The organism is Paenibacillus glucanolyticus NBRC 15330 (assembly GCF_004000885.1).
GTDB classification, from domain to species: domain Bacteria; phylum Bacillota; class Bacilli; order Paenibacillales; family Paenibacillaceae; genus Paenibacillus_AQ; species Paenibacillus_AQ glucanolyticus.
Genome location: NZ_BIMC01000010.1, coordinates 162142 through 181005 on the forward strand (window position 1 = coordinate 162142; position 18864 = coordinate 181005).

At 48.3% G+C, this 18864-nt stretch carries 21 protein-coding genes; 5 read left to right on the forward strand and 16 right to left on the reverse strand.

The genetic code is table 11. From position 1 onward, the window contains the following. Positions 1–53 precede the first annotated feature (53 nt). The 7 genes from PGL02S_RS16170 to PGL02S_RS16200 form a co-directional block, all read right to left on the reverse strand. On the reverse strand, positions 54–848 hold the full coding sequence (locus PGL02S_RS16170; protein WP_036638288.1) for a hypothetical protein: 795 nt from the start codon (positions 846–848) through the stop codon (positions 54–56). A 113-nt stretch (positions 849–961) separates the two neighbouring features. Beyond that, on the reverse strand, positions 962–1927 hold the full coding sequence (locus tag PGL02S_RS16175; protein ID WP_235187325.1) for a hypothetical protein: 966 nt from the start codon (positions 1925–1927) through the stop codon (positions 962–964). Then, a complete protein-coding gene (locus PGL02S_RS16180; protein ID WP_370511103.1) occupies positions 1888–2448 on the reverse strand; it encodes an RNA polymerase sigma factor in 561 nt (186 codons plus the stop codon). Before PGL02S_RS16180 ends, PGL02S_RS16175 begins: the two co-directional genes overlap by 40 nt. A gap of 219 nt (positions 2449–2667) precedes the next feature. Then, positions 2668–3165: a hypothetical protein gene (locus tag PGL02S_RS16185; RefSeq protein WP_036638290.1), complete on the reverse strand. Its 498-nt coding sequence runs from the start codon at positions 3163–3165 to the stop codon at positions 2668–2670. 17 nt (positions 3166–3182) lie between these two features. Next, positions 3183–3950 (reverse strand): DUF4367 domain-containing protein, encoded by a 768-nt coding sequence (locus tag PGL02S_RS16190; RefSeq protein ID WP_036638291.1) that lies wholly within the window; start codon positions 3948–3950, stop codon positions 3183–3185. Beyond that, positions 3947–4498, reverse strand: a complete 552-nt coding sequence (locus PGL02S_RS16195) for a sigma-70 family RNA polymerase sigma factor (RefSeq protein WP_051449131.1) — start codon at positions 4496–4498, stop codon at positions 3947–3949. The genes PGL02S_RS16190 and PGL02S_RS16195 overlap by 4 nt, the downstream gene beginning before the upstream one ends. A gap of 175 nt (positions 4499–4673) precedes the next feature. Next, positions 4674–6047, reverse strand: coding sequence for an MFS transporter (locus PGL02S_RS16200; protein WP_036638292.1), 1374 nt, complete (start codon positions 6045–6047; stop codon positions 4674–4676). 175 nt (positions 6048–6222) lie between these two features. On the opposite strand from PGL02S_RS16200, the gene PGL02S_RS16205 reads away from it, so the two are divergent. Further along, positions 6223–6696, forward strand: coding sequence for a MarR family winged helix-turn-helix transcriptional regulator (locus tag PGL02S_RS16205; protein WP_036638293.1), 474 nt, complete (start codon positions 6223–6225; stop codon positions 6694–6696). Between the two features lie 97 nt (positions 6697–6793). On the opposite strand, the gene PGL02S_RS16210 is transcribed toward PGL02S_RS16205, so the two are convergent. Further along, entirely contained in the window at positions 6794–7315 is a 522-nt protein-coding gene (locus PGL02S_RS16210) for a GNAT family N-acetyltransferase (RefSeq protein ID WP_036638295.1), read from the reverse strand. Between the two features lie 232 nt (positions 7316–7547). After that, a complete protein-coding gene (locus PGL02S_RS16215) occupies positions 7548–8138 on the reverse strand; it encodes a DJ-1/PfpI family protein (protein ID WP_036638298.1) in 591 nt (196 codons plus the stop codon). Positions 8139–8283: 145 nt separating this feature from the next. Here PGL02S_RS16215 and PGL02S_RS16220 point away from each other — a divergent pair, with 145 nt between their 5' ends. Continuing rightward, positions 8284–8649 (forward strand): hypothetical protein, encoded by a 366-nt coding sequence (locus tag PGL02S_RS16220; protein ID WP_006209915.1) that lies wholly within the window; start codon positions 8284–8286, stop codon positions 8647–8649. 144 nt (positions 8650–8793) lie between these two features. Here PGL02S_RS16220 and PGL02S_RS28235 read toward each other — a convergent pair whose 3' ends face one another. Then, positions 8794–9024 (reverse strand): hypothetical protein, encoded by a 231-nt coding sequence (locus tag PGL02S_RS28235; RefSeq protein WP_164762869.1) that lies wholly within the window; start codon positions 9022–9024, stop codon positions 8794–8796. A 68-nt stretch (positions 9025–9092) separates the two neighbouring features. Between PGL02S_RS28235 and PGL02S_RS16230 the strand changes: the two genes are divergently transcribed. The 3 genes from PGL02S_RS16230 to PGL02S_RS16240 are packed head-to-tail and all read left to right on the forward strand — an operon-like array spanning position 9093 to position 12599. Further along, positions 9093–10427: a spore germination protein gene (locus PGL02S_RS16230; RefSeq protein WP_036638300.1), complete on the forward strand. Its 1335-nt coding sequence runs from the start codon at positions 9093–9095 to the stop codon at positions 10425–10427. Further along, positions 10420–11514 carry a GerAB/ArcD/ProY family transporter gene (locus tag PGL02S_RS16235; protein WP_036638302.1) on the forward strand — a complete coding sequence of 365 codons (1095 nt, stop codon included), beginning with the start codon at positions 10420–10422 and terminating at the stop codon, positions 11512–11514. Before PGL02S_RS16230 ends, PGL02S_RS16235 begins: the two co-directional genes overlap by 8 nt. A 32-nt stretch (positions 11515–11546) precedes the next feature. Further along, positions 11547–12599 (forward strand): Ger(x)C family spore germination protein, encoded by a 1053-nt coding sequence (locus PGL02S_RS16240; RefSeq protein ID WP_235187326.1) that lies wholly within the window; start codon positions 11547–11549, stop codon positions 12597–12599. A 129-nt stretch (positions 12600–12728) separates the two neighbouring features. Here the strand turns inward: PGL02S_RS16240 and PGL02S_RS16245 are convergent, their stop codons facing one another. The 6 genes from PGL02S_RS16245 to PGL02S_RS16270 all read right to left on the reverse strand — a co-directional run bounded on the left by PGL02S_RS16245 (position 12729) and on the right by PGL02S_RS16270 (position 18751). Next, positions 12729–13034 carry a Dabb family protein gene (locus PGL02S_RS16245; RefSeq protein WP_036638307.1) on the reverse strand — a complete coding sequence of 102 codons (306 nt, stop codon included), beginning with the start codon at positions 13032–13034 and terminating at the stop codon, positions 12729–12731. Further along, the gene (locus PGL02S_RS16250) at positions 13031–14266 is read right to left on the reverse strand and encodes a Bcr/CflA family efflux MFS transporter (protein ID WP_036638309.1); all 1236 of its coding nucleotides are present in this window, start codon (positions 14264–14266) and stop codon (positions 13031–13033) included. Before PGL02S_RS16250 ends, PGL02S_RS16245 begins: the two co-directional genes overlap by 4 nt. 196 nt (positions 14267–14462) lie before the next feature. Beyond that, the gene (locus PGL02S_RS16255; protein WP_036638312.1) at positions 14463–16973 is read right to left on the reverse strand and encodes a WG repeat-containing protein; all 2511 of its coding nucleotides are present in this window, start codon (positions 16971–16973) and stop codon (positions 14463–14465) included. Between the two features lie 214 nt (positions 16974–17187). Then, positions 17188–17649, reverse strand: coding sequence for a DUF2269 family protein (locus tag PGL02S_RS16260; RefSeq protein WP_036638314.1), 462 nt, complete (start codon positions 17647–17649; stop codon positions 17188–17190). Beyond that, on the reverse strand, positions 17646–18272 hold the full coding sequence (locus PGL02S_RS16265) for a TetR/AcrR family transcriptional regulator (protein WP_036638316.1): 627 nt from the start codon (positions 18270–18272) through the stop codon (positions 17646–17648). The genes PGL02S_RS16260 and PGL02S_RS16265 overlap by 4 nt, the downstream gene beginning before the upstream one ends. 26 nt (positions 18273–18298) lie before the next feature. After that, positions 18299–18751, reverse strand: coding sequence for a DoxX family protein (locus PGL02S_RS16270; protein ID WP_036638318.1), 453 nt, complete (start codon positions 18749–18751; stop codon positions 18299–18301). Positions 18752–18864 lie beyond the last annotated feature (113 nt).

The following is an 18864-nucleotide window of genomic DNA, read 5'->3' on the forward strand; positions in this document are numbered from 1 at the left end:
TAAAGCAAACGGGCGTTTGGAAGCGGCAGGAAATCCGATGTCATGAAAAAACCTTAATCCGCCAGCATTTTCTTCGCGAAACTGAGTACGTCCGACTTGGCGCTTTCTGCCCAGATGGTGTAGCGAATCTGACTTTCCTCATCTACCCAATCCAAATGATCTCTCCCTTTGGAGTCATCTGTATACACGCACTCCACTCCGTTGATGACGATGGTCTCTGTTTTCTCGTTTGGCTTCTCAGCCGGTACAGGAGTTCCGTTCATTGGCGGAGCCGGATGAATATAATTTGCAATGACATCCAATTTCACGCTGCCTTTCTCATAATTGAGAACAACTGCTGTTGCTTCATTCACGTCAGGTATTGCTTGGGTGTATAACGTTTTATTTCCTTTCGCGGCCTCTGCTTTCAGTTCCTTCTCTAACTTTTTATAGAGGTCGGATGTTTTTTCCGGGCTCTTTAAGTATAGAACGGCATTTTGAAAGACATAGCCCTTGGGCAATACATTCGGTTTTGTCAGCGCGGGGGCGTCCATGGCCTTCGCCTTCTTCAAGTAATCAGAATACGTATCGTAAACAAAACCCTTGCTTGCAAAGTAAATTTGATCCAATGGATTATATTCTTTGTCGGCAGCATAGTATGCAACCATCTGTCCCGGCTTAAGTCCTTTGGTCAGCTCATAAATTTGATCATCGAGCGAAGACGTCAACTTCTCTGATTTCACGGAAGAGGCTGCTGCAGGCTTGATCTTGGTCTGCGGTACCGTTGTGCTTGCTGCATAAGCATTAGCGGATCCGATCATCATCGTAGCGGCGAGAAATAAGGCAACTTTCATCTTGTTTTTCATCATGGTACAATTCGTGCTCCTTTCGGCGGCTAGGCCTTCTAAGTTTTTAAATACATTTCGTATAACGCCCAGCCGCGAATAAAAGGGACATTTTGTTAAAAAATCAGGGGGATTCTTTATTCCGGCAGGAGACCGGCGGCAATTTTCGCAAAATCATCGTTGGACAGCGGATCCTTCGGGTCGTCCGTAATCACATACATCACTTCTTCATTGTCGCTGAGCCATGTTAACTTACGGTTCGCGGAAACAGAGTTGGAGGACAGGATCATTTCTTTTCCATTCACCGTTAGTTTTACAGCTTGCTCTGTAGGAACACCCGCCTTTGAGCCCTTTTCTCGGGCAAATGCGATGAAAATAATCCGGCTTTCGTCTTTTCGGTATTCCATCACCGTAGACGCAATCTTCGACCAAGAGACCCTTTTATAAAACAGCCCCTGTTCTTCATCAGACTTTGCAGCCTGCTCCTTGAGTTCATTCAGAAGGCTCTCATACTCTGGCGTGCCCCATACAGGTTCGTTCCTAATTTGGATTTGCCCCCGGTCAAAGAAGTACCCTGCCGGGACATATTCCGGTTCTTGTAACACGGGAGCCCCCTTCTCCTTGATTTCTTTGGCCAGATCGTTATAATTCGGATGCTGAATCGTTTTGTAAAAATAGTTCAGAGGATATTTTTTGGCGGATGAAGTCATGTGCCTGTCCTTGATATAATACACGGCCTGTTCTCCCGGCTTTAACCTCTTGCTCAGTTCTTCTTCCGTTTCCCTTTCACGTTTGGCGTTATATTCCGATTCGGTGTATTTCCATGGCTTCATGGTAGTCAGTATGATTTCGCCTTCCTTGTTTTTGATCTGTATGAAGTATTGACTGGCGTAGACACTCATCGACGAAAGAATCAATATGGCAGACAGTGAGGCCATCATGATGTATTTCCTCCGATTACGGAATCCCCTTCCCTGTTTCTTCTGATGAATTTGACGAACCTGGCGCATGATGGCAGGGGTTACGTCAACCTCATCCTCTACCGATTGCAATTCCAAACTTCTCAGCATTCGATCTTGGTCCGACTGTCCGTAATCTCGCATAACTCCGTGCCCCCCTTCTCCTCCATCAATTTGATGACTTTCTGTTTCATGCGTGCATATTTTTTCTTCACTGCACTAAGATTCTTATCCAGAATCTGAGCGATCTCTGAGAACGGTTTATCTTCAAACACCCGCAGCACCAGCAAATTCCGTTCTTCAACCGACAGCTTGCTCATAGCATACTCCAGCGGTTCGCTGAACCATCGGCGCTCCAACGTTTGCTCCACGCTATCAGCATGCCCTGCCGGTTTCATAAGCCGACTTACCCGTAAACGCACGCGTCGCTTGCGAATCAGGTTGAGGCAATGATGATAGGCAATTTTGTACAACCATGACGAGAACGATACCTTGGCTTCATAAAGATGAAGCTTGGTGAAAGCCTTGATGAATATATCCTGGACGGCATCCTGCGCATCCTGTTTGCAGCCAAGCATTCGGCAGCAGTATATGTAGATCTGTTTTTTATACGTTTCGACGATAGGCTCAAAGCAATCTACCTCACCGGCCTTAACGCGTCTCACACACTCCTCGATGTAATCCAATTCGAAGCCGCACCCCCGCGTACACCATATTTACGTTATATAACACCCCTCTTGCCGAAAAAGGGACATCTGCAATCAAAAAATAAAAAAACAATCCATACCTTAAGTATGAATTGTTTTCATATAATGTCGATATTTTCTTTTTAATCGGAAATGCCCGCCAGCGGCCAGGCCCCCGGTCCCTTTTTCAAGGTACAATCAACTCCGTGAAAAGAGCTTCTTGCGTGCGAGCACCAGTCCACCAGTCACGATGACCACCGCTGCGCCGATCCAGATCCACAGATTCATGCCCGCTTCCTCCGCTGCGACCACGTTGGCTTCGACCGTATTCGCTCCATAGAGAATCGCTTGCTCTCCTTCCACCACTTGAACTTGATCACGTCCAAATTTCTCGTAGAGGAAGTTCGCATGCTCTTCATTGTAAGGCGTAATGCCAACTTCCACCTTATCTCCTGCTACAACCGTGTGGGTTACAGTAAAGCCCTCCCGTGAAAGCTCCTCTTGGCCTGCTCCGGCAACATAATCATCGATTTCCGCTTGTTTATCATCCAGGCTCTCATCTGCGGCGGATACGATATGCATGGACGCGGACATCACGCCATTCGGCGCAGCCGCAGCATTGCCTGCCCCTGCCATGAGCAAGACACACCCCAGCATCATGAGCTTAACCCATTGTTTTATATTATCCTTATTCATTTTTCACTACCTCCTGATTATCTCTGGTTTATGTGCTTAACAGGCTCCATGGATCGTGCAATGCGAAGAGCTTCCTCAGCGCTCACAAGCCCTGATATCATGAAATGAATATCATCCGTGTACCAGTGAAGCTCAACATTCGGTGTGGTTAATCCGTCATCCTGCAAAGGTTCACCTGCGATCAGGTAACCAGCGGCACCGTTCACATCGACGGTTTCATCGAAATGCTGCGGCATGCTTGAATTCGCGCTTTTGTCAGCAAATAAACCGAAGGAACGCTCGCCTGCTGTATAACTGAATACGGCCGCTCTTGCCGCTTCATTCGGTCCCGTCACTGAAATTTGCTGAAGGGAGTAACCCTCCGGAAGATAGGACGGGACGCGGAGCTTGTCGCCAAATGCCTGGCCCGCCTCTTCATAACTGCCAAGGATTCGTGGCTCGTTATTGTAGTTAACTGGCGGATCATCGATTGGAGGGTCAGGGTCCATTAGGGTTACAGGCGGTTCCTGATCTAATGGAGGTGATCCCGGAGAATTGGAGAAATCGGGCTCAGCAAGGAACAGAAATAGTCCGATGAATATCGCGGCCACTGTTGTTCCGGCGAACCACCGAAGACTTCTCATTCTCGTTCTACGCACCGGGCTCTCCTCCTGCAGGTTCGCTTCATGCTGGATACGCTGCTTCACCTTTTCGCACATATGCGAATCAAAGTGAAGGTTGCTGAACAGCATTTCATCCGCTTCGCTTTTCACAAAGTCTCGAAGTTTGTCTTCCTGAGATGTCATAACGCGAGTCCCTCCCTTGCCAGGTATTCGCCCAGAAGCGCCCTTGCCCGGTGAAGCCTTCCGCGAACGGTTCCTTCCGGTGCGCCGGTTGCTTCAGCGATATCACGGGTTCCCAAATCCAGGTAGTAATACAAGTAGATAACCTCATGATAATGAACCGGCAGTGCAGCAATAAATTTAAGAATGGTTGTTTGATCCAAGCGTTCTAAAGCCTCCTCCTCCACGCTGCGGAGAACGGAATTCTCCATTAGCAGCGGATCTGTTGGCTGCTCTTTCATCATTTTCAATCCCTGTTTATCCCGGCATGCATGGATTGCAATCTTGGTGAGCCACGTCTTCACGCTGCTATCTCCCCGAAACGATGTCCAGTGGCGAAAAGCTCGCAGGAATACCTCCTGGCTGACGTCCTCTGCTAAATGTCGATCGCCCAAATAGAAGTAGGCTGTACGCAGTATGGAGGTGCCATACTCGGTCATGAATTGCTCCAGTGCCAGGGAGGGCTCAGACGGGTATCTGGATTTGTCGTTAGGGCCGGCCGGCCTTGCCATCTGTTGACCACCTCCATACCCTATAGACGGGGTAACTCTCGATTCCGCTACATGAATTCTGAAAAAAAGAAAATAAAAACGGTCGAAAAAAAGGCCAGCCAGTAGATTCTGGCTGACCCGATCATACGAATAAGCCTGATTCATCAGGCTTTTAAATAACGGACCCCATATGTCATCAGGTATTCCTGAACGGTCTCCGGTCCGTCTTGGGACCAAACTGCATTTGATACAGCCCCCATACCAGGATGCTTAAAGCGGTCATTATAAAGAAAATATTGCTGTAAACATAAGCCGACTCGTTACCTGTCAGCGGATTCAACCGCCAGGTTGCCGACTGATCCAATACCTTGCCTATAATGCTCATTGCCATCGCGCCGGATATAAAGTTCAGCATGGAGAACAATCCCATGCCTACACCGACCTGTTCTTTGGAAAGCGTTCTTGAGATCGTGTTGGACATCGCAATCTGCATAAAGGTTTGTCCTACTTGACCCATGATTAACAGCAGTGCAATGACATACGGTGAAATGCCAACAAAAGTGGAGGTCAGAATGAAGCATAGAACCAGCAGTGCAGCCGCAATAGAAAATAGAGTTGAATTCCCGCGTTCATCCGCAAGTTTACCCCCGACACGGCCAAGCGTGGCCGCTGCAATGGCAGCAGGCACCAGGACAAAGCCAATGCTCCCTGCAGACAGATTGTTCAGTGCCGTCAAATACTGGGGCGTAATAAAGGTAATGCTAAAATTCATGGAGGTCGATATAAAAGCGATGACCAACGCACCGGTATATCTGGCATTCATGAACAGCTCCGGCTGAATAAACGGATGGACCGCTTTTCGAATGCGGATCGCAAACATCAGTAGGAATAGCCCCCCGATAACAGCAGCCGCCCAGCTGCTCTGTGTGATGGCTAGCAGGAACAAGCCCACCGCTGCCGCAAGGAATCCTCCGCCTATCACATCCAGCGGCTTGGCTGTCCCTCTCTCATCGTTCAGATATCTTCTGAAGAAAGGTATGGTCAGCAGGGGCAGTAATGAGAACAAGAACAAGATGCGCCAGCTGCCAAAACTCATAATCATCCCGGACACGATCGGACCCAGAGCACCTCCAAGCGCCAAGCCAATAGCCGATGTACCGAGCGCTCTCCCGCGCTTCTCAGGTTCAAAATAACGGATTGGAATAATCATGGCTATGGCTGGCAGTACGGCAGCACCTGCTGCTTGAAGCACTCGGCCGAGAATAATCATCCAGAAATCAACGGCCAGCATCCCGACAACCGAGCCGACAGCAAACAAGAGCAGCCCGCACGTAATCAGGCTCTTCAGGCTATAGCTGTCTGCAAGTTTACCAAAGACAACCGAGCCGATTGCATAGAGAGCCATATAACTGGTCATAATCCAGCTTACCTGAGATGGAAGCAATTCGAATTCTTTACCGATGGCCGGTAAAGCCACATTGAACATCGTACCGTTCATGACGGAGAATATGAGTGTTACAACGAGGACGCGGAGCAGCTTGTCCCCGTTGGCATACGTATCATTTTTCATGGTTATCCCTTCCCCCGCGTTTGAAAGATAAAATCGTCCATAATAAACACCTAGCTGCAGCATGGAAATGAGTGTATAATTTAATGAGTCTACTCATTATATGTTTATTATATAGTGAGTAACCTCACTAATTATGAGCTTAAGTATAAAGCCTGCTTTTGTCAAGGAGGAACTTATGAAACCAAACGACGCTGTACCCTCATTCATCGATATCATTCACATGCTTGTAAGAACTACTCATGCCATCCAAAAAGAATTCGACGCTCAACTAGGTATGTTCCCAACCCCATATCAAGTGTCCGGACCGAGACTTCGCGTGCTCTCTGTCGTCCTGGAAACCGGAAGCATTCGAATGAATGAATTAGCAGCAAGGCTGGGCATTAAAGCCCGCACGCTTACCGATTTAGTGGATGCTCTTGAGAAGGAACAACTTCTTGTCCGTGTCCAGGATCCGCAAGACCGCCGGGCTATCCTGATTCAGCTCACGGAACAGGCACAAGCGACCATTAGGCCCGTACTGGACTATCAAACGGAAATCGCCGAGAAAATCCTCGGCAGCCTTACCGAGAGTGACCGCAGGGTTTTCTATGACATGTTGTTAAGCCTCTCGAAGAACAAGGATCTGTCCGCCTGTATAGAACTTAAATAGCGGATTTGTTTCCGAAAACCCATGATTGCATCCATAGAAAAAGGAGCAGAGAGATCTGCTCCTTCAACATCCATTTCATTTCCCTGCTTTATGATGATCAAAATCGAAAGACGATCTTTACATGATCATTCGTGATTTCGACAGATTCCTGAAAACCCCGTTCCGCTCTATAACTATGAAGCGTCTTTCTCCAGAAGGCTTGTGCCCTCTTATTGCTGTCCGTGGCGTTCGTCTGAATCTCCCAGCTGCCTGAATGCTCGTTGAGTACCTGTGCCGCAGCCGCTTCTGCGATATTCTGGCCACGGAAGGGCTTCATCACAAAAAACTCGTTCATGTAGAATTCACTGCCAAAGGTATACGGCGGGGCTGCAACCAATGCAAAGCCCGCAGGAATGTCATCAGCCCGAATAAGATACGGGAATAACACCTCTGGCTTATCCCACCATATATCAAACACTTGAATCTGGTCATTCAAGGTTCTGGTATCATCATCTTCAAACACGCCATATCGATTCGGCTTCCATCCCCATATTCCCGACAAATCGTGCAGGTACAGCGGATACATATTATTAATGATAAATTTAGTCGAGGCATCACTTAACTCCACCGTGACTTTCATCCGTTCTCCCCCATTCTGTCGGCTATCTCGAAACCTTTGAGATACGGCATCTTGCCCTATTAATTCAGATATTTAACGGCTTCAACGTAAGCGTAACATCGTTCCAAAACCATAAATAGAGGAGGTATGAGTATAATTAACTTTTATATAAACTGACGTCGGCCGCAATAAAAAAAGCAACGAGCACTGTCCAGCTCAGACATGCTCATTGCTTAATATGCGTGTTAGTCCGTTACTTTTCCGCAAAACCCATCAAATCTTTCACATGTAACGTATTTTCTCGCGTTGTCAGCTTTTCCAGCAAAGTGAAGGCCACTTCAAAGGCTGTTGCCGGGTTACAGGAAGTGATCAGATTCCCATCGACAACGACTTGTTCGTCCACCACGATGGCGCCAAACTCGCGCAGCTGTTTCTTTCTGATGCTCGTTGGATGATCGTAGGTTGTTGCCCTGCGCCCCTCCAGCAGCCCGGCCTTGCCAAGCGTCAGGGCTGCAACACATATGGTGGCGATCCACTTGTCTTGTGCATGGAATGCCTGAATGACGGCGGAGAACCTGGGATCGTATGCATCCTTGTAAAACCCGGCTTCCTCAAATCCGCCTGGAATCGCAAGCGCATCATAGTCATCAACCCGGACTGAATCCAGTGTCACTTCAGGAATCACGGTGAAGTTCCAGGTACACTTTAATCGGTCGTGCAATCCGGTCGTTACCACCTGCGTGGTGCCGTCTCCCTCAAGCATGTTCCATCCTAATACGTCGGTAAAGACGCTTGCTTCCACTGCCTCGAATCCATCGGCCAGCAGCAACAGCACTCTTTTCATCGTCATCCCTGCCTTTATGTTTACTAATAATTATAGTCCCCATTACCTCTCATGGAAATATACCTCCTGAAACTATTCTATCTGTCTATATCCTTTTCTCTCTTTGATGAATAGAATGTAAGACTTAATTAAAAGAGGTGAGCATATGACTCCGTTACAGTTGAATGGGATTGTAGGTGGGAAGAATCCTATTGATGTAGGTGCTGGAAAGACCATTTTGTTGCAGCAAATTGTAATCAACGTGAGAAACGGCAGAAAACTGGTTCTCAAAGATATTAACTTTTTGTTTAACAATGATGCTTTTGCAATCAAAATTGAGGCACAGCCATCCCCCGGCGTATATATTGCCAGAGGTGGCGCTGGTGATTTGCACCCGAACAAAGTATTGTTCAATAATAATACGGGGTCATCCGTTTTGATCTTCTTACTGGTAAGTGCCGTCAATACGTCCCGTAACAAGCGTTCACTCAGTCGTTCTGACAGCTGGCACCTTAATCTCAAGCGACAATAAAGCATTCCTCCTACAAAAGGAAGCAGCTCCTGTGCTGTTTCCTTTTTTTTAAGGCGGTAAAGGGCATCATGCCGGAAAAAGCAGCCGCCGTCGCAACTTGACATCGTTTAATACCCGCGTACCACCAAATGAATGCCAGCGCCGTTACGATCGGTCCGTACCATACGAGCGCCAGCCATTCTTGCATTCCAATTGCAGCAAGGGAAGCTGCCGGATTTTCGAACCATAATGGAATGAGACACAGGATAAAGGCCGCCGCAGATACCCGTGTTGTCTCGAGTCCTTCAGCAGATACAATCGCTTATCGGTGTTAACAATACCGGACGTTGAATCCTTGTACTTGACTGTTGCTTCTCCTCCCCATTCTCCTTTCATGCATAAATTAAAACATAGAATGGAAATGATAACTAAATCATGTATTGCATGGACTAGGGAGTGAGTGTATGGATCTCAAACTGCGTTTGGCTGATTATTTCAGGACAAATGCCGATTATTTCAATGTAGAAATTCAATTGCTGCAATATCGAGTTCAGGTGATCGGCTTGGATTCTTTGGTCGATCTTCCTCAGAGCATTGCTATGCTCCAGACGCAGACAACAAACATGGTCGATGACTCGCTGTCACCGGATTCATTGCTCAAGATTATTGGACAGCTTGTGGACCCTGATCTGGGTGCAATTGTGCCTGACATCATAAAGGGCAACTTGATTGTGCTGGAACCTCTGTCAGGAACATGCTGCGCTGTCCTTCCTATATCCAAAGTTGTTACCCGATCGATCGGACCGGCTGAAACGGAGAACACCCTGTATGGGTCCAGCAGCTCTTTTCTTGAAGATCTCAACACCAATATCGGCATCCTTCGGAAACACTGCACAAGCGCCAACTTGAAAGTAGAAACTTACAAGGTCGGAAAGAGCAATCCCAAAGCCGTTTTGTTAATCTACGTTGAGGATCAGGTTAAGCCCGCGCTTATCGACAACCTCCGGAAGAAAATTGAAGCCGGTTTGGATAAGGATATCCAGCATCTGCAGCAGCTTGAGAAAATTCTGGGATCAAACCCCTGGACGGTGGTAGCCCGGTTTAACGCAACCGAGCTACCGCAGAATGCGGCACATTCCCTGCAGCAAGGGAAAGTCGTGTTAATGATTGATCGACTGCCGTTTGCGGTCATCATCCCAAGTCTGATCTGGGATATGTTCTGCATGAAGGATGATCACAATTTCCCGCTGCCCTTCATGTATCTTATCCGCTTACTTCGCATTCTGGGCGCGCTGATTGCCACCATCATTCCGGGTCTCTATGTTGCCCTGGTGTCCGTAAACCCAGAAGTATTGAGGCTGCAATTGGCGCTATCCATTGCCCACAGCCGTCAAGACGTCCCGTATCCCGCCATGGTTGAAACTTTACTGCTTCTGGTTGTGCTGGAGCTCATACTGGAAGCCAGCATTCGCCTGCCCAAGAGCATAGGACCGACCGTTACGATGGTCGGAGGCATTATCCTCGGGCAAGCCGCAGTTGCGGCGAAACTCGTCAGCAATCTGTTAATCATCGTGCTGGCGGGCACCACCATTGCCTCTTCGACGGTAGTCGGATTTCAGAACTCTGTGCCGATCAGGGTCTTCAAGTATCTGCTCATTATTTTATCTGCTATTTACGGGGTATTGGGTCTGCTCGCGGGGATTGTGCTTATCTGCGCCTACATAGGCAACCAGAGCAGCATGGGTGTTCCTTACTTGTCCATGCCCTCATTGACCCAGAAGGATGAACCCAATGGCTAAAGGCGGACTTCAATCAGCCGTGATGTACGTGGTCTGTCATATGGGGCTTATCTTTTTTCTATATCCCTCGAGGTTTTTTTCTGCTATGCAAACCGGGCACTGGATAGGCATTGTATTCAGCTACGCCGTACAGATGACCGTTGTTTTCTTATATATCATGGGCTTGCGATTTGCCAAAAATCAAACGGTCATTGATATATTCCGAAGTGCAGGCAGGGTTGTTCCATGGATTGTCCTGCTGCCTGCCTTCCTGTACCTGGTCGTTGCGTTTATCGTAACTATTCGTGCCTACTCTGAAATGCTCACGCTGATTTTCTTATCCAACACACCCCTGTGGGCCATCCTGCTGCTCCTGTTCCTTGTCGCCTTTGTAATGGCTTGGCAGGGAATTGGCAGTATGGCCAGAACAGCCTTATTACTTGCTATCTTGTTCTCGGGTCCACTCCTGTTTGTCCTGTATCTATCCTTTCAGAATGTCGATTGGTATTACGCTTTGCCGTTCGTCGGCCATAAACAAACGTTTACCTTCATAATGGATGTAGAATTTCAAGTTAGTCTGTTTGTGTATGCGGGGGGATTCTTTTTTCTGGGACTACTCCCCGTCTCTATTCCTATCAACATGAAAAAGATGGCCATCGGCGGACTGCTGCTGCTCCCAATGTACCTGCTGTCGGTATATCTTCCCCTGCTGACCTTTGGCCAATCGACCGCTGAGCTGTATGAATTCCCCATGCTGATGACGATCGATACGGTGAACGTGACCTGGCTGATGTTTGACCGGATCACCATATTCTTCCTGCTCAGTTTGATGGCTTTTGCTCTGCTATACATGGCAGTCACCCTATGGACTTTAATGACTTTAACGAAAAAAGCACTGCCCTTTATCCCCGATCCTTACGGGCTAATCGGGTTGACGATTCTCCTATTTGTTATCTCATTGGCCATTCCGGACTGGGACTTCCTGAAACAGCTGCAGATCGGGATCATCCCGCTCAGGTTATACATTTTCATTGTCATCCCCGTGCTCACTTTCATTATGGGATGGCGGCTCAAGAACAAAGCCAATCGTAAAGCGGAGGTATCTTGATGATGATCATACGAACCCCTTTTCGTTGGAGGATGAAACTTCTGACTGTTTCGATAATCCTTCTCCCTTTATTAAGCGGCTGCTGGGACAACAAAGATATTAACCATCGAGCCCTCCCTGTCATCATGGGGATATCCTTGACCGAGCACAATCAGTACAAAATCTTCTTGGATATCCCGTCAACGGATGATTCCAACAACATTACGATTGTATCGGGTACCGGAGACACCATTAACGAGATCATCGATCATATGAGCATGAATATGGAATCTCAAGTTGATTTGCTTCATCTGAAAATTGTTATTGTGGATAAGAACTTTGCGCAAAGCGGAATGCAGGACGTCGTGTCGGCCTTTAATCGTTCCCGTGATATTTCTTCCAAAACGCTGTTTGCTATCAGTGAACAGCCGTTGGAGCAATTCTTCTCCGAGATGAAGGCAAAAACTCTGAACAGCGGGAATGTCCTTTATGATTTTTTCGAAAAAAACGCCGGATGGAATCCCCAATTAGCCGACACGAGGGTATGGCAAATGTTCCGCAGCATTAATTCCTATACGCATGATGTCATCGTTCCGCTTATTCGATCAGGAAAGACAACGAATATCGAATGCATTGGCTCGGCCATTATCAAGAATGGGAAGATGACGGGACAGATCAGTCCCGAGGAAACGCTGGTCGCTAATGCTTTTTATGGAAAAAGCGCCTATGGCAAGCTCGAAGTTATGGACAGTGCGACGGTACAGATTATCAGCAACAAACTTACCCATAAGAGCTGGATGAAGAATGACCAGGCTTTTTTGAGGAGCAATCTGAAGCTGAATGTCACCATTCTGGATTCAAAGGGCCATCCCACGGAACAAGAGATTAAAGATAAATTGGAGCAACTGCTCACCTCTCGACTAGAGCATTTATTTAAGCAAACCCAGCAGGACGAAGCGGATATATTAGCATTAGGCCAATATTTCAGAAACGATTTGACCCGTGAGCAATTGTCCAGATGGCGATCCGAATATTACCCGGAGCTGGACTTCGAGCTTAAGGTCACGACCAAAATCGAGAACCGGGGCAATCTCAAAAATTTATGATAGATATGAAAAAAGGACCCTTTGCGGTCCTTTTTTTACGTTCCTCTTATTTCATAAGCAGTAAAATTCCATTTAATGCCTCAAACAGTATTTTGATTCTCCTCGGCGGTACCTACAGAGATGCGAATATTAAACCTCGCTGTAATCGATCTCCAAAAACTGTACGACTTCCTTCTCCCAGCGATCCTCTACAAAGGCAACATGCTGCGGATGCACATGGTATGCTTCATAATCAGCTTCGCTATCAAATGCCATGGAGAATCCGAAATCGTATGTATTCTTGTGGCTGATCTGCTTGAACACCTTGAACTCCTGAACCACTTCAATCGTACTAAGGGCAGATCGCCCATCCTCCAGAAAACGCAGCTCCTCTGCAGAGCCCTTCTCATGCTTCAATGAAAAAATAACGGAGTGAATCATTCGGTTTGATGTCATGTCAATCCCGCTCCTCTCATGTCGTCTTTTGATTCGGTTTCATGTTTCCTGGTCCATTTGAAAAAAGCCAACGAGCCGAGTACGGACGTGATGAACAGGATGGCTCCCATCGGCACGGCTGTAGACTCATCCATACCGACAAGCGGTGATACGATGGATCCCAGCAGGAGTGGAAGCAAACCTATGACAGCACTTGCACTTCCTGCGCGGTGTCCTTGCTTCTCCATGGCCAACGTAAATGTGCTTGTTGCTACCATTCCTATGGTGATCATGTAGATGAATATCAATATAACAACGATGGCCAGAGGCCCTTTCAGCATCGTCATCAGCAACAACAGGAACGTTGCACTCACCGCCATGATGACTCCGACCCGGAGCAAGCTTCGTTCATGAACGATGCCGCCAAACCGTCCAATAATGAAACTTCCCGTAATAATAGCGATCCCGTTAATCCCGAACAGTACGCTAAACATTTGTGGTGAAACACCGTAAATTCCCTGATACACAAACGGCGTTCCCGAAACGTAAGCAAAGCTGCCTCCGTGAATGAAACCCACCGTCAGGGCGTACCCGATAAAGGAACGATCCTTGAACAAACTTCCCATCGTACGGACGGAATGGCCCAGCGAGCTTGGCGTTCTTCTCTCCTGCGGCAAGGTTTCCTTCAGACGAAAGGCAACAATCAGTACAATGAAGACACCGAATATGCTCAAGAAATAAAAGATCGTGTGCCAGCTTGCAAACGGCATCAGCAGGATGGCTCCGCCTGACATCGGGGCAACCATCGGGGCAACCGCGTTAATGACCGACAGCAGCGCAAAGAATTTAGTAAGCTCACGCCCGCTGAACACATCGCGCACAACAGCACGTGAAATCACAAGCCCGGCCGCCGCCGTGAATCCCTGCAGGAATCTGGCAACAACCAGTGCCGTAATATTCGGTGCCAGTGCACAGAACAAGGAGGATATCGCAAATAAGGCTAGCGAGACTAATAACGGCTTTCTTCTTCCGTGAGCGTCACTGATCGGTCCAACAATGATCTGACCAACCGCGAGTCCGATGAGACAGGAGGTCAAACTCAGCTGGACAAGCGAAGCCCGCGCCCCAAAATCATGGGCAATCTCGGGAAAGCTGGGCAAATACATGTCGATATTGAACGGTCCTAATATACCAAGCAAGCTGAGAAGCAAGGCTAATCCGAGGCGTTCTTTTCCTGTTGGGTTATGAAGCATGCGTGTCAAACACCTCTACTCTACTATTGTTTTGTATTCATATAATGTAACAGCTTTGTCCCAAATAGAATAGTGCCATTGCAAGGCAGCATGATAACATATTTGCATTTGCACAAGCCAAAGAGCCCGGTTCTGATCAAACCGAGCTCTTCGACGCTTTTATACAAGATCCGGTTCACCTTCTCCGTGCTCAGCATCAGGAATGAAACGCCTTCCAGAACTCGCCTTCCGTATTGAGGATGTCTTTAATCTGAACAAAAGGAATCGTGAAAGTGGGAAAACCTACGGCATAGGGGCCGATCTCATACGGTGCAAACACCAGATGAAGGGCATTCTCTGTCACATAGAAGGGCTGGTCTGCGGCGATTCCCGTATAACTGCCGGGGAATACATACGAATATTGGGGATCTTCCTTAATCTGCTTGCCAACGATCCGGCTGAGCTCTGCAACATAATCACTGCCCGGTTTAAACAAATCCTTCAAGCTGTACATGCTGCCATTCTCCATGTTGATCACGGCATACACTTTGGTTGGCATGCCATGGGCGGCTCCAAAAGGATAATGATATCCGTTCAGCTCCATTTCAAGCAGCTTCTGCTTAAAGAAAATTACATCGAAATCACCGGAATAGGAATAATCCAGCTTCTTATCGGCAGGAATCGGCTTCACCCCAGACATATCCTTCAGCTTGGTATTCACGGTTTGCTGAGTCCCCTGGTCTCTCATTCCTGTGACCTGCGGATAATAGACCAGATAATCCGGATTCGGCTTATACTTCTCTTCTGTTACCTGATAAGGCCGCTGCAGCGGAATAACGGTATTCTGCGCCCAGACGATACGTCCCGAACGGTCCAGATAGGATAGACGCAGATCGACCGATGCCTTAATCAACCCTCCGGGTTCCAGCGTAAGCGTACCGCTGCCGTTCACTCGGGGAAAACCTGGCGCAGGTTTGCCGGTACGGTCAATCAAATACGTTTGCTTCGCATCATACACGGAGGCCAAACCGTGCTTGTAGTCGGAGATATCGCGATACGTAAAGTCAGATAGCTGCTTCCCGTCCAAATCTGCAATCGCATATATCGAGCCGATGAAAGGCTGTTCAGGATCAATCGCGCGCCCAAGCGCAAACCGTTCTTCCGTTAAATCTCGAATATCGTTGTATTCCGGATGGATCACCCAGGTCCCCTGTCTATTGATGACGCCATACTTCGACTTGTAATCTTCAGCTGTATTTACAATAGCTCTGCCATCGTGAAACGGAAATGCCGATGTATAGGTCGGCGGAATGACGATTTCCCCCTGCTCATCGATGTAGCCATATTTGCCCGTGCTCTCCTTCTGAAAGGCAAGCAAGCCCTCGCCAAGCGGTCCGAAATAGGCAAAGTGATACGTGGCCAGTTTCCGTCCATGAAGATCAATGAGCGCATAATCATCATCTTTTAACTTCACAACAGCTTTACCATCAACAAAATCATTCGCGTCCGCGTACCGAGCAGGAATCACTTCATGACCATCGGCATCAAGGTAGCCGTAACGGCTGTTTGCCCCATCACCGCTGCTATGATCGGTAACATAGAACACGGCCCTTCCTTCACGCAGTTCTGCAATGTATGGATACGCCCGACTTGTCAGAATTACCCCTTGTTCGTTAATCATCTTAAAGCCTTGACCATCCATGACCGTCGCGCGATGCTCCGAGAAAGGACTGATGGACTGATATTGGGGCTGCACAACATAATGGGCGCTTCTATCAATGACACCATAGCTGCCGTGTGCACTTACGATTGCAAGACCGTTATCCTGAAAATCCTGTGCATCATCATATACCGGATGAATCACCATCTCGCCGCTATGGTTAATGTATCCCCATCGGGTTCCACTCGTTGTCTTCACAGATGCCGGGTATAACCGGGAACCCAGCTGTGCCTCTCCTCTTCCAGCCAGCATCTCCTGAATCCGGCGCTCAAGCTCAAGCAGCGTATGGCGCTCAGGGTATGGCTCTGCAAAAGAGAGTGCCTTACGGACGGACTTCAGCGCAGCTTCCGGCATTCCCGCACGATACTGCGCATCCGCCAGATAATACCAATAGAATGAATAACCCGGGTGTTCCTGGGTCAGCCTCTCGTAGTAACCCACTACGGCGGGAAAATAATACGGATAAACGTCCGGCGCAGCTTCAAACGCCCCATGATTCCATCTAACGATCTCAACCCGGTAAGCTTCGCCTGTATCATGAATCCACAGCGCGATTTCAGCCTGACCATCCGTCCCGATCGAACTTGGCAAATCAACGATATCGATATGGCTGTAGGTCATATCCGCGGGTGCTGCATCCTTCAGCCCCTCCGGTGTCCAGGCATATATCGACAGCTTAGACCAGATGGCGCCGATCTGCCAGCCTATGATCAACTGGTTTACGTTATGACCCAGCACCGGTGCGGCCGTCATTAAAGTGACGCCATATCCCTGTCCCTTCACGTTGGCAACGACTTCCCAGCCTCCCTGACGGTGCATGAGGACCATTACATAAAGTTCACCGTTTAATCGATATACTCCCGCAATTTCAGGCACCCGATCTCCCGTAATGTCAGCTGCATAAACGGCTTCATGCGCACCCGACGCATCCTTCCCTACCAGTTCTGCGCCGTTAGGCAATTTGGCCTTAACCGCCTGCACCAACTGCTGCTCATTGTAAGCGGACATATCAGCATCCTCCCTCTTCGCAAGCTTTCTCGCCTAATCGTATGCCGTCTATTACCAAATATTCGCTGGCTTGAGAAGCTGCAAGAGGAACTGACGCCACTACGTGATGCGGTCCGGAACATCTGTCGGCGCTCGGTCAATCAAGTGCAGCTGATTGCCATTTAATCCTCAACTAAAAAGAAGGACCGTCACCAAGGCGACCGTCCTTCTTGATTCAAAAAGGCTTGCTGATCATCAAGTACAAGATGACTACCGGCAGTAGTGTTGCTGCCGTCCCGCCTACCGCCCAATACATCGACACTCTCTTGTATCTATCGGAAATAACTCCGCCGCCTATCGATTCCAGACTGAGGCGAATCATTCCTTTTTGCAGAGGTATCAAAATCCCTGCCCACAATATGCCTGTGATGCCGAACAGGATCAAAGAGACCGCCAGCCAGCTCATTCCACCCATTCCATATCCCGCCTGTACAGACATGACGACTCCAGAAATAATCAGCAGCAGCAAGCCTGGCAAGGTAAACACATAATCGGCTAGCATAACATTTTTGACCGTATGATGGATTTCCGTCGGATCCCCCTTCAGGTCTGCCCTCACTTTCCAAAAAGCCGCCGTGATGATATTGCCCAGGAACAGCACGCATCCGGCGATGTGAAGAAATAACCACAATGTCATAGGCCTTCCCTGCCTCCCTCTTTGCTCCCGGGCCGCAGAATGTCGGTTATAAAATCCGAATATTCCTTGGTACTGAATACATTTCCCTTCACTCCGATCAGTCCCCGCATCCGCAGCCCGAAGGATAACAGCTCGAACAGCTCGGCTGTCCGTTCAGCATCAATTGTATCGTTGATAACACCTGCCTCCTGGCCTGTTACAATCCACTGCTTGGAGGTGGCCGTGGCTTCCTTATAGAAGCCCGCAACGATGTCAGCAATCTCGGGCTGATCGCTTTTGCCGATAAGGTACATCAAGATGAGGTTGCTCACGTCATCCCGGCTTTCCAGGCTCGACATGCTGTTTATGATGGTATTCATCGGACCATCAAATTCCTTGATGTCCCCTTGCTTGTTCACTTCACTCATGAAATGCTCGTTCTGTTCCGCAAGCCTGGCTTTCAATACATGGACAAACAGTTCGTCTTTACTGGATACATAATGAAAAATAGCTCCTTTGGACATGCCGGACCGTTTCATTATGTCATTAAGCGTCGTTTGGCTGCAGCCTTTCTCCCTTATCAGTTCTTCCGTGGATTCAAGCAATATCCGCTTGGTCTGCTCGCGCCGTTCTTCCTGCTTCATCTGGAATCCTCCTTCTTCTCGGTTGGTTACCCCTGGGGCGGAAGCCATCCTGCTGCAAGAACCGCAGCAAGGAACAGCATTTGCATAATCACTCTTGCCCCGATCGGGGTGACCGGTTTGCCCCCAAGTGTCAGCTTCTTATGGGCCGCATATATGTTGGCGGGAAACATAGCCAGGAGCATCAGTGCCAGCCCTGTAGAGGCAGCCATCGCAGTTGCTGGGATGAGGAGCAAAATCGCACCCGCAATCTCAAGAATACCTGTAAGACTGATCAGGATCTGGGCATTCGGTATTCTTGGCGGCATCATGGCAATCAGATCACCTCGAAGTCTGCACCAATGCGCGGATGCAGCTACCAAAAACATAATGGCAACCGCAAACCGCAGGGAAATAACCCAATCATTCATGTAATCCCACCCTGCCCAGCCCAGCGTCCGAAACAATATAAGCGAAACCAGCATGGCTGCTAATGGTGCCATCTCCTTCACCTCCAATTTGAATATTCTGTATTTTTATTATATATACCGACCATCGGTTTGTAAATATAATTATTGTATGTTTAAGGGAGCAGGCTCACGGCTGTGATACAACC

Excerpts from the sequence above, each read along its gene's own strand:
- PGL02S_RS16270 (WP_036638318.1), bottom strand. The coding sequence starts at position 18,751 with ATGGCACCATTAGCAGCCATGCTGGTTTCGCTTATATTGTTTCGGACG.
- PGL02S_RS16235 (WP_036638302.1), top strand. The coding sequence starts at position 10,420 with ATGGCTAAAGGCGGACTTCAATCAGCCGTGATGTACGTGGTCTGTCAT.
- PGL02S_RS16260 (WP_036638314.1), bottom strand. The coding sequence starts at position 17,649 with ATGACATTGTGGTTATTTCTTCACATCGCCGGATGCGTGCTGTTCCTG.
- PGL02S_RS16210 (WP_036638295.1), bottom strand. The coding sequence starts at position 7,315 with ATGAAAGTCACGGTGGAGTTAAGTGATGCCTCGACTAAATTTATCATT.
- PGL02S_RS16245 (WP_036638307.1), bottom strand. The coding sequence starts at position 13,034 with ATGACATCAAACCGAATGATTCACTCCGTTATTTTTTCATTGAAGCAT.
- PGL02S_RS16230 (WP_036638300.1), top strand. The coding sequence starts at position 9,093 with ATGGATCTCAAACTGCGTTTGGCTGATTATTTCAGGACAAATGCCGAT.
- PGL02S_RS16200 (WP_036638292.1), bottom strand. The coding sequence starts at position 6,047 with ATGAAAAATGATACGTATGCCAACGGGGACAAGCTGCTCCGCGTCCTC.
- PGL02S_RS16240 (WP_235187326.1), top strand. The coding sequence starts at position 11,547 with ATGAAACTTCTGACTGTTTCGATAATCCTTCTCCCTTTATTAAGCGGC.
- PGL02S_RS16220 (WP_006209915.1), top strand. The coding sequence starts at position 8,284 with ATGACTCCGTTACAGTTGAATGGGATTGTAGGTGGGAAGAATCCTATT.
- PGL02S_RS16185 (WP_036638290.1), bottom strand. The coding sequence starts at position 3,165 with ATGAATAAGGATAATATAAAACAATGGGTTAAGCTCATGATGCTGGGG.
- PGL02S_RS16170 (WP_036638288.1), bottom strand. The coding sequence starts at position 848 with ATGATGAAAAACAAGATGAAAGTTGCCTTATTTCTCGCCGCTACGATG.
- PGL02S_RS16265 (WP_036638316.1), bottom strand. The coding sequence starts at position 18,272 with ATGAAGCAGGAAGAACGGCGCGAGCAGACCAAGCGGATATTGCTTGAA.
- PGL02S_RS16205 (WP_036638293.1), top strand. The coding sequence starts at position 6,223 with ATGAAACCAAACGACGCTGTACCCTCATTCATCGATATCATTCACATG.
- PGL02S_RS16250 (WP_036638309.1), bottom strand. The coding sequence starts at position 14,266 with ATGCTTCATAACCCAACAGGAAAAGAACGCCTCGGATTAGCCTTGCTT.
- PGL02S_RS28235 (WP_164762869.1), bottom strand. The coding sequence starts at position 9,024 with ATGAAAGGAGAATGGGGAGGAGAAGCAACAGTCAAGTACAAGGATTCA.
- PGL02S_RS16255 (WP_036638312.1), bottom strand. The coding sequence starts at position 16,973 with ATGTCCGCTTACAATGAGCAGCAGTTGGTGCAGGCGGTTAAGGCCAAA.
- PGL02S_RS16215 (WP_036638298.1), bottom strand. The coding sequence starts at position 8,138 with ATGAAAAGAGTGCTGTTGCTGCTGGCCGATGGATTCGAGGCAGTGGAA.
- PGL02S_RS16175 (WP_235187325.1), bottom strand. The coding sequence starts at position 1,927 with ATGCGAGATTACGGACAGTCGGACCAAGATCGAATGCTGAGAAGTTTG.
- PGL02S_RS16195 (WP_051449131.1), bottom strand. The coding sequence starts at position 4,498 with ATGGCAAGGCCGGCCGGCCCTAACGACAAATCCAGATACCCGTCTGAG.
- PGL02S_RS16190 (WP_036638291.1), bottom strand. The coding sequence starts at position 3,950 with ATGACATCTCAGGAAGACAAACTTCGAGACTTTGTGAAAAGCGAAGCG.